At 71.9% G+C, this 7,762-nt stretch carries 7 protein-coding genes; 5 read left to right on the forward strand and 2 right to left on the reverse strand.

Annotated features, from left to right (window positions below):
* The first annotated feature begins 6 nt into the window (after nt 1-6).
* The 4 genes from AB0K21_RS03050 to AB0K21_RS03065 all read left to right on the forward strand — a co-directional run bounded on the left by AB0K21_RS03050 (nt 7) and on the right by AB0K21_RS03065 (nt 2,537).
* Entirely contained in the window at nt 7-243 is a 237-nt protein-coding gene (locus tag AB0K21_RS03050) for a glucose PTS transporter subunit EIIB (RefSeq protein ID WP_343978987.1), read from the forward strand.
* 42 nt (nt 244-285) lie between these two features.
* On the forward strand, nt 286-741 hold the full coding sequence (locus AB0K21_RS03055; RefSeq protein ID WP_343978990.1) for a PTS glucose transporter subunit IIA: 456 nt from the start codon (nt 286-288) through the stop codon (nt 739-741).
* Nucleotides 742-861: 120 nt separating this feature from the next.
* Entirely contained in the window at nt 862-1,119 is a 258-nt protein-coding gene (locus tag AB0K21_RS03060) for an HPr family phosphocarrier protein (protein ID WP_343978993.1), read from the forward strand.
* 74 nt (nt 1,120-1,193) lie between these two features.
* Nucleotides 1,194-2,537: a glycoside hydrolase family 3 protein gene (locus AB0K21_RS03065; protein ID WP_364147363.1), complete on the forward strand. Its 1,344-nt coding sequence runs from the start codon at nt 1,194-1,196 to the stop codon at nt 2,535-2,537.
* 103 nt (nt 2,538-2,640) lie between these two features.
* On the opposite strand, the gene AB0K21_RS03070 is transcribed toward AB0K21_RS03065, so the two are convergent.
* Both AB0K21_RS03070 and AB0K21_RS03075 read right to left on the reverse strand, forming a co-directional pair.
* Nucleotides 2,641-2,766 carry a hypothetical protein gene (locus AB0K21_RS03070; RefSeq protein WP_364147365.1) on the reverse strand — a complete coding sequence of 42 codons (126 nt, stop codon included), beginning with the start codon at nt 2,764-2,766 and terminating at the stop codon, nt 2,641-2,643.
* A gap of 66 nt (nt 2,767-2,832) precedes the next feature.
* The gene (locus AB0K21_RS03075) at nt 2,833-7,278 is read right to left on the reverse strand and encodes an HAD-IC family P-type ATPase (RefSeq protein ID WP_364147367.1); all 4,446 of its coding nucleotides are present in this window, start codon (nt 7,276-7,278) and stop codon (nt 2,833-2,835) included.
* Nucleotides 7,279-7,359: 81 nt separating this feature from the next.
* Here AB0K21_RS03075 and AB0K21_RS03080 point away from each other — a divergent pair.
* Nucleotides 7,360-7,762: hypothetical protein (locus tag AB0K21_RS03080; protein WP_364147368.1), on the forward strand; the 403-nt coding region annotated here is incomplete at its 3' end.

Consider the following 7,762-nt stretch of genomic DNA (forward strand, 5'->3'; position numbering starts at 1 on the left):
GGCGACATGGCGGCCGACGCCGACGCGATCATCGCTGGACTCGGTGGTGCGGACAACATCATCGAGATCGAACCGTGCATCACCCGGCTCCGCACCGAGGTGCGTGACGCCTCCAAGGTCGATCAGGTGGCCCTGCGGGCGGCCGGCGCGCACGGCGTGATGGTGGCCGGCGGTGTCGTGCAGGTGGTGGTGGGCCCCGAGGCCGACATGATCGCCGGCGACATCGAGGACATCATCGGCTGAGGGAGGTGCTCTCGCGGACGGGGGCATGCCGAGGGGAGTGCGGTGACCACGGTTCTGGCACCGGTCGCGGGGGTGGCGGTGAGACTCGACTCGGTACCCGACCCGGTCTTCTCCGAGGGCCTGGTCGGGCCCGGCATGGCGATCGAGCCGGACAGGGCGCCCGGCCGGGCCTTCTCTCCCATCGCGGGCACCATCGTCAAGCTGCACCCGCACGCGTTCGTGGTCGTCGGCGACGACGGCAGGGGAGTCCTCGTCCACCTGGGCATCGACACGGTTCAGCTCAGGGGCGAGGGCTTCGAGCTGCTGGTCGCGGAGGGTGATCGGGTGAGCGCCGGGCAGCCGGTGGTGGCGTGGGACCCGGCCGGGATCGAAGCGGGCGGGCGCCGCCCGATCTGCCCGGTCGTGGCGCTGGACGCCACCGCGGGCGCCGTGACCGGCCTCGCCGAGGGGACCGTGGACGCCGGTGACCGGCTTTTCGAGTGGAGCGATCCGGTCTGACGGCCCGCGGGGCCGGGAGATGGCGAAGAATGTGAAATGGTGTTGAGCCATCGGATGGCCAAAGGCCGGCAAACACGCCGTGTGGTCTAGACCGCAGCGTCGATTCTCAAGGAGGAGCACGTGGCCGAGCGCCATGTCACCGTCACGGCGGAGGTCGGTCTGCACGCCCGGCCCGCCGCGACGTTCGTGCAGGCGGCGACCAAGGCGTCCCTGGACGTCACCATCGCCAAGGGGGCCGGCTCGCCGGTGAACGCCAAGAGCATCCTGTCGGTCCTCGCACTCGACGTCAGGAGAGGGGACGTGGTGGTGATCAGGGCCGAGGGTGAGGGCGCCGAGGAGCTTCTCGACCAGCTGGCGGGCATCGCGTCGGCGCCGTGAGCCGAGGTGCCTCTGATTCACCGGCCGGTTCGCCGCGCGGGCACCGGGGCGTCCGCCCGGATAGCGTAAGGGGCATGGCTCGGTGGATGTGTGTGACGGGGATCGCAGTGATCGCGACGATGGCGGCCGGGTGTGTCGGCACCGGAAGGGCCGCTCCACCGGCGTCCGGCGCGGTCGGGGGCGGGGAGTCCTCCGCGAGCGCGAGCCCGGCGGCCACGCGCGCCGAGACGGCCACGCCCGGGACGGCGAGACCGGGAACGGCGAAGCCGGCCGATGTGGAGGCCGTGCTCGCCTCGATGAGCCTGGAGGAGAAGGTCGGCCAGCTCTTCATGCCGGTGCTCTACGGTCAGGCGGCCGACACGGTGTCGGGGGAGAACCAGGCGCGGTTCGGCGTGGACACCCCGGCGAAGATGGTCGCCCGCTACCGCCCCGGTGGGGTGATCCTGTTCCCCTGGGCGGGCAACGTCAAGAACGTCAGGCAGGTCGTGGCACTGACCAACGGGCTGCAGAAGGCGTCGCCGGAGATCCCGCTGCTGATCGGCGCGGACCAGGAGAACGGCCAGGTCTCCCGGCTCGCCCCGCTGGTCACCAACCTGCCGGGAGCCTCGGTCATCGGCTCGACCGGCGACCCCTCGCTGGCCCGCCGGGCCGCGGAGGTGACCGGTAGCGAGCTGCGCGTCCTGGGCATCAACCTCGACTTCGCCCCCGTCGCCGACGTCAACATCAACCCGCGCAACCCGGTGATCGGCCCGCGTGCCTACGGCTCCGATCCGAACAAGGTCGCGCCGATGGTCGCCGCCGCGGTCCGCGGCTTCCACGACGCGGGGATCGCGGCCACCGCCAAGCACTTTCCCGGCCATGGTGACACCAACGTCGACAGCCACACCGGTCTGCCGGTGATCAGGCACTCCCTGTCCCAGTGGAAAAGGCTGGACGCCCCGCCTTTCGCCGCCGCCATCGGCAGGGACGTCGACGCGATCATGAGTGCGCACGTCGTCATGCCGAAGCTCGACCCCTCCGGCGACCCGGCCACCCTCTCCAGGCCGATCCTGACCGGGCTGCTCAGGGAGAGGCTCGGCTTCGACGGGGTCGTCTCGACGGACGCGCTGGACATGGCGGGGGTGCGCAAGAGGTATGACGACGGTGAGGTGGCGGTACGGGCGATCCAGGCCGGGGTCGACCTGCTGCTCATGCCGCCGGACTACCGAGAGGCCCGTGGGGCGCTGCTGGCCGCCGTGAAGTCCGGGAAGATCTCGGAGGCGCGGCTCGACCAGTCCGTCCGGCGCCTGCTGAAGCTGAAGGCCGCCCGTGGCCTGCTGGAGAGGGCGCCGGTCGCCGACCCGGCCAAGGCTGAGCGGGTACTGCGTTCGGCCGGGCACCTCAAGGTCGCCCGGCTCATCAACTCGCGGGCCCGCTGAGCGGGCTTCCGGTCGTGACCGTGGCCTGGGCCCCGGTCACCGTGGTCGCGTTCCCGGTCATGATCCGCTCACGGCACGGCCGGGCCCGTGCCGCAGGACCGGGTCAGGCGGCCTGGAGGCTGCCGGTCCTGGCCAGCGAGACGACGAGCGACTGGATGACGCGCGTGAGAAGGGCCTCGATCAGCATGACCGTCGCCTTGGCGAGCACCGTGGAGAAGAATCCGTACATAACAACCTCATAGGGAGAAGGATCGCTTAATGCGATAATCCATACCAAACAGGACTAAGTCACCCTCTAGGAGATTACCGTTTGGTGAACGTTGGGTGACACCTGTCGGTTGGATGCCTGGAAGACGACTCCGGCGGCCGTGGTCGCGGCGGCACTGCTCAGGGCGATGAACCACCCCACCGGCCCGAGGGGACGGCAGCCGAAGAAGTGGCAGAACCCGGGAACCGAGACGCTCATGCCCAGAACGCCGAGGGACAGGAGCGAGGCCAGCACCACGGTGCGGTCCCGGCTGCCCAGGGCCAGGGTCTGCAGCAACTGCGTCGACACCAGCGCGACCAGTCCCATCGTGTCCGCCCGCCCACGCGTGCCGGTCATCCGGCCGATCGCCCAGGCCGCGCCCGCCGCACTCGCCGTGGTGGCGGCCCGCAGGTAGATGTCCCGGGTCAGGGAGGCCCCCAGCGAGGCCTCCGGGCCCTCCTCCAGCAGTTTCTCCGGACTGGCCGCGGCCGGCGGCCGGGAGGCCACCGCCATCGCGGGCAGCATGTCGGTGAGCAGGTTGACCAGCAGCAGCTGCCGGGCGTTCAGCACGTTCCGGCCGCTGATCAGGCTGGATCCGACCGCGAAGACGATCTCACCGATGTTGCCGCCCAGCAGGATGCTCAGGGCGTCGCGGACCGACCCCCACATGGCCCTGCCCTCGATGATCGCGTCGACGATCGTCTCGATGCGGTCGTCGGTCACCACGATGTCGGCCGCTGCCCTGGCCGCCGGGGTCGCGCGGGAGCCGAGGGCGATCCCCACGTCCGCGAGCCGGATCGCGGGGGCGTCGTTGGCGCCGTCCCCGGTGACCGCCACGACCTTGCCGGCCCGGCGCAGACAGCCGACGATCCTGGCCTTGTGGGCCGGAGTGGTCCTGGCGAAGACCGTCACGTCCGGCAGCGCCTCCAGCAGGGTGTCGTCGTCCATCCCGTCCAGCTCGGGCCCCGTCATGATCTGCCCGCCGTTCAGCACGTTCAGCTCGACGCCGATCGCCTCCGCCGTGCTCGGATGGTCACCCGTGATCATGACGATGCGTACGCCCGCCCGGGTCAGCCGGCCGACGCTTTCGGCCGCCGTGGGCCTCACCGGGTCGGCCAGGCCGAGGAAGCCCAGGAAGCACAGGCTCTGGATACGGGACTCGTCGAGGTCGCGACGGTCGGAGGCGGCGCGCTCCGCGACCGCGAGCACCCGGTAGCCCTGCCGGGCGAGCTGGTCGAGCTCCTTCTCCAGCTCCGCCTCGAGGGAATCCGTGAGGGGGACCACCTCGCCGTCGCGGAGTACGGACGTGCAGCGGGTGACCACGACCTCCGGAGCGCCCTTGACGCTCAGCAGCGGCCCCGAGTCGTTCGCGCCGAGTACCGCGTGGTAGCCGCGTCCGGGCTCGAAGGGAAGCTCGTCGACCCTTTCCCAGCTTCCCGCGCCCTCCCTGGGCACCACGCCCAGCCGCTCGGCCCCGTTCACCACGGCGCGATCGGTGGGGTGCGCGATGGGACGCCCCTCATCGTGCCGCGGGCACGCGCGCAGCCCCGCGGCCACGATGTGCCTCATCTCGGGTGTCAACGCCTCGACGAGACGTTCGTCCTGCCCGTCCGAGACGCACCGCAGGCTGATGCGCCCCTCGGTGAGCGTCCCGGTCTTGTCGAAACAGAGCACGTTCACCCGGCCGAGGGCCTCGATCGTGGAGGGGTTGGGCACCAGGGTGTCGCGGGTCGACAGCCGCCGGGCGGCGGCGAGTTCCGCGACCGAGGCGACGAAAGGCAGCCCCTCGGGCACGGCCGCGACGGCGAGGCTCACCGCGGGCGCGAGCGCCTCGATCATCGACCTGCCGCGCAGCAGGTCGGCGGCGAGCAGGACGAAGCCGGAGCCGATCGCGACCGGAAGGATCCGGCGGCTCAGCTTCCGCAGTCGCAGCTGCACGCCCGAGACGGGTGGCCGCTCCTTGGCGAGCCTGGCGGTCCTGGCGGCCTCGGTCGCCTCGCCCGCCGCGACCACCACGGCCAGCCCGCTACCGGCCGCGACGGTCGTACCCTCGTAGACCATCGAGCTCCGGTCGGCGACGGCGGGCGCGTCGACGGGCGCCGGTGACTTGGTGACGAGCTGGGACTCGCCGGTCAGCGCGGCCTCGTCGATCTCCAGGCCCGTCGCCCTGAGCACCCGGCAGTCGGCCGGCACGGTGTCGCCCGCGCGCAATTCGAGCACATCGCCCGGCACCAGGTCCTCGGCCGTCACGCTCACGCCCTCGTTGGGGCGGCGAAGCCGGACCCGGATCGCGACCGACTCGGTCAGGCGATGCAACGCCCGTTCGGCGCTGAACCGCTGGCCTCCTCCGATGAGCGCGTTGGCGAGCACCACGGTGGCTATCATCGCCGAGTCGGAGATCGAGCCGACCAGGGCCGACAGGCCCGCCCCGGCGGCCAGGACCGGGGTCAGCGGGTTGGCCAGTTCCTCGGCGGACGCGCGGAGCAGCGAGGCGGGACGCTCGGACTCCGAGGCTCCCGCCGAGGTCCTGCGCCGGACGGCCTCGGCCTCGGTGATTCCGCTGGGCGAGGATCCCAGCAGGGACAGGACGTCCTTGGTCGACATCGCGTGCCAGGGGGTCTGGTCCACCCGGACCGGCGGCGTCTCCTGCCCGGCGTGCCAGCCTGTCCACACACCCGTGACGATGGCGGCCATCGCCGTGCAGTCACTTGAGAGCTGCGCCCTGCCCAGTGACCGCGACGGCGGCCCGAGGGCGGTCAGCACGCCTCCGGCGGTCGCTCCCGTGGCGTCGAGCCAGGCGCACCGCTCGCTTGTCCTCCTCGCCGGCGCCAGGCAGCTCAGCAGCAGGTGGATCTCCTCGAGTTCGCCGATCACGTCCGCGTCCCAGGGCACCCGGGCCGAGCGGGACAGCACGCCGATACCCAGGTCGGCGTGGGCCAGTGCGGTCATGTGGCGTCCCGACACCACGGCGACCCCGCGGCCGTCCGCCTGGAGCGCGCGGACCGACCGGGTCAGCCGGGAGGCGTCCGGTACGAACTCGTCGACGCCGAGCCGCCGACCGAGCCCCGGATCGCCTCCCGCCAGCAGCACGGTGCCCGCGGCCTTGGCCGCGGTGACGATCGCGTCGGCCAGCGGGTCCACCTGCGGTGCCATGCCGACCAGGGCGACGGGCTCGCCCCGCCTCGCCACGCGGACGGCCCGGAGTCCCCGAGCCTCCCATTCCTCGGTGTCCGCCGCGATGAGCCCGGCCGGGCCCGGCACCGGCTCGGCGGTCCACTCCTCGTGCTCCCGCCGCGCGCCGGGGTCGGTGAGGTCGAGCAGGGCGTAGAGCCGCGCGTGCAGCCCGTCGGTGTCGGCGTCGCCGAGGGACACGATGCGGTCGATCTCCCAGGAACCCGTGTCGAGCACGTCGGCGTCGAGGATGACCGTGTCGACGCCGTCCATGTGGCGTAGGGCGCGGCTGTTGAGGACGACCGCCCCGCGCCGCGCCAGGGCGCGCCCGATCGCGGAGGCGAAGGATTCACGGCCCAGCTTCGCGGCGTTGGGGGTCGCCGCGGTGAGCATGGCGATGGTCCGTTCCCGGTTCTTGCCGAGGAGGTACGTCAGCCCGGTGGCGCCCACCGTCACCTGGCTCGCGACGTGCTCGAACCGTCGTACGGGGCTGGTGGTCATGGGGGCCGGGCGTGGTTTCCTGGCCACCCGGATGTGGTGGTAGGAGCCCTCCCACGAACCCAGTTCGTGCTCGTGCCTCTCCCAGGCCCGTCGCGTGTCGCGCGTCTCGAGGTAGCGGCCGACCGCGGTGGCCGACTGGACGAGCATTCCCAGCGGACGCAGCGCCAGCGTGTAGGCGACGATGTCCGCCGTTTCGAGCAGGGCGGCGGCGGTCGGGACGCCGAGGTGGCGGTCCAGCTCGGTGCGGACCTTCGGGGTGGACTCGGCCAGGCTCAGCAGGGCGGGAACGATCGGAGTGAGCGGCAGCACGTGCATCACACGCCCGGCCAGCGCCATTCCCGTTCCGACCAGGCTCCCGCCGAGCCGGATGCCCATGCGCGTGTGGCTCCGCACCGGGTTGGCGATGCGGTGCTCCGCGTATTCGGAGGCGAGGGACACCGGGCCCGGCAGTGAGTCGTCGAACTCGGCGTCCTCGTCCACCTCCGGCTCGTCGCCGTCGCCGTCGCCGTCAGCGTTGTCGAACGAATCGACGACCGCCACCAGCTCCTCCAGGTCGACCGAGTCGGGGTCGCACCCCACGAACACGGTCCCGAGGGCGCCGTTGACCTCCGCCCGCTCGATCCCCTCCACCTTCAGCAGCGAGCTCTCCAGCCGTCGCGCCGCCCGCCCGCTGCCAGGACCGCCGATCACGTACAGGTCGATACGGAGCCCGCCGGGACAGATTCGCCTCCCTCGGGAATGCCTCAGGGCGTTGCGGATCACCTCGGGCATGGCACCCCAGAGAGTTTCCGCGGGAAGCGAGAGCAGACGGGGTACGAACATCCGGGTCTCCAGTAGACGAGATGACAAGGCCGATCAGGCCGTGGTTACACGTGGCCCGATCGGCCCCATCACTGTGATCACTTGGAGCTGCTCCTGCGGGTCGAGGTCTTCTGGCGGGCGGCCGACCTGGTGGACCTGGAGGTGGAGCTCGCGGCACGGGAAACGGGCGCCGAGGTCCGCGACGCGGATCCGGTGGCGCGCGCCGCGGTCCTGGCGGTCCGCGAGGTGGTGCCTGCGGCGCGTGATGTGGATCTGGTGGCGCGTGATGTGGTCTTGGCGGTCCGCGAGGTGGGTTTCGTGGTCCGGGATGTCGTCGCCCGTGAGGTGGTGCCTGCGGCGCGTGACGTGGGCCTGGCGGTCCGTGAGGTGGTGCCTGCGGCGCGTGACGTGGTCCTGGCGGTCCGCGAGGTGGTGCCTGCGGCGCGTGATGTGGATCTGGTGGCGCGTGATGTGGTCTTGGCGGTCCGCGAGGTGGGTTTCGTGG

This window comes from Streptosporangium sp. NPDC049248, assembly GCF_040678965.1.
In the GTDB taxonomy this organism is placed as follows: Bacteria; Actinomycetota; Actinomycetes; order Streptosporangiales; family Streptosporangiaceae; genus Streptosporangium; species Streptosporangium fukuiense.